This window comes from Spirillospora sp. NPDC049652 (assembly GCF_040675125.1).
GTDB lineage: Bacteria > Actinomycetota > Actinomycetes > Streptosporangiales > Streptosporangiaceae > Spirillospora.
Genome location: NZ_JBFAOF010001275.1, coordinates 1 through 1,663, shown reverse-complemented (window position 1 = coordinate 1,663; position 1,663 = coordinate 1). Strand labels below are relative to the sequence as shown.

Sequence of the window (1,663 nt, the reverse complement as noted above, 5' to 3'; positions counted from 1 at the left end):
GGCACCCCGGGAGGCGCGGGCGCGCCGACCGCCGACGCGACCGCCGCCGTCGAGGGGGAGCAGGTCGCGGGCACTCCGGCGGAGAACGCGCCCAAGGCGGCGGCGAAGAAGTCCTCGGCGGGCGCGTCCCGGTGGATCATGATCGGCGTCGGGGCGCTGGTGGGGATCGGCATCGGCGTCCTCATCGTCTCCCGCGCCAAGCGCAAGCACCCCGGTGAGTAGGAGACCGTGAACGCAAGCACCCTCCGGGTCGCCCGCGCGGCCCTGGCCGCCGTGGCCGCGGCCGTCGCCGCCCTCGTCGCGGCGCTCGTGCTCGGCGGCGCCGTCACCGAGAAGATCATCCCGGGCCTCGGGGACGCGGGCGCGCTGACCCGGTGGGGCCTGCCGTTCTCCCGGCTCGTCATGGACCTGGCCGCCGCCCTCACCGTCGGCGCGCTGCTCGCCGCCGCCGCGCTGCTGCCGGTCACCGGCGCGGGCGGCTCGGGCCGGCCGTCGCTCGGCGCGGCCGCGCTCGGCTACCTGCGCGGCGCGTCCTGGCTGGCCGCGCTCTGGGCCGCCGCCGCGGCCGCTGACCTGGTCTTCACCGTCTCCGACGTCCTCGGCCAGCCGGCCGGCGACATCGTCACCGGCAGCGAGCTCAGCTCCTACGTCGGGCAGCTCCCGCAGGGCACGGCGCTGATGCTGGTCGTGCTGATCACGGTCGTGGTCGCGCTGCTGTCCCGCACCACCACCTCGCCCGCCGCCGCGTTCGGGCTGCTCGCGCTGGCCCTGGTCGCGCTGCTGCCCGCGCCGCTGACCGGGCACTCGGCGTCCGCCGCCAACCACTCGGTCGCGGTGACCGGTGTCGCGCTGCACGTCGCGGCCGTCGCGCCCTGGGTCGGCGGGCTCGCCGTCCTCGCCGCGCACGCCCTGGCCCGGCGCGACGGGCTCGGCGTCATGGCCGCCCGGTTCAGCCGGACGGCACTGTGGTGCTACCTGATCGTCGGCGCGTCCGGGCTGGTCAACGTCATCTCCCGGCTGCCCGACCCGGCCCAGCTGGTGAGCACCGACTACGGCCGGCTCGCGCTCGGCAAGATCGTCGGGTTCGCGGTGCTCGGCTGGTTCGGCTGGTGGCACCGCGAGCGGACGCTGCCGAGGATCGAGGGCCGCGAGGCGCGGGCGTTCGCGCGGTTCGCGTCCGTCGAGGCCGCCGTGATGGCCGCCGTGATGGGCCTGGCCGTCGCGCTCGCGCGCACCGCGCCGCCCGCGCCGGCCGAGGTGGAGAGCACGGTCAAGTCGCTGATCGGCTACGACCTGCCGCCCAAGGTCAGCCCGGCCCGGCTCGCCACGCTGTGGCAGTTCGACTTCTTCTTCGCCGCGCTCGTGCTCGCGCTCGGCTTCGTGTACGTCGCCGGGGTCGTCCGGCTGCGGCGGCGCGGCGACTCCTGGCCGCTGGGCCGGACGGTCTCCTGGTTCGTCGGCCTGCTGACGATCGTCGCCGTCACCGAGACCGGCGTCGCCAAGTACGCGCCGATCCTGTTCAGCGTGCACATGGTGCAGCACATGGTGCTGTCCATGCTGACCCCGATCTTCCTGGTCGTGGGCGCGCCGGTGACGCTGGCGCTGCGCGCGCTGAAGCCCGCGAAGGTGCGCGGCGACCGGGGGCCGCGCGAGTGGCTGACGG

The 1,663-nt window shown here is 76.1% G+C and carries 2 protein-coding genes; both read left to right on the top strand.

From position 1 onward, the window contains the following. Positions 1–222 (top strand): hypothetical protein (locus tag AB0J52_RS39380; protein ID WP_500188205.1); only part of this gene is annotated, 222 nt, incomplete at its 5' end. Positions 223–228: 6 nt separating this feature from the next. Next, positions 229–1,663: bifunctional copper resistance protein CopD/cytochrome c oxidase assembly protein (locus AB0J52_RS39375; protein WP_500188203.1), on the top strand; the 1,435-nt coding region annotated here is incomplete at its 3' end.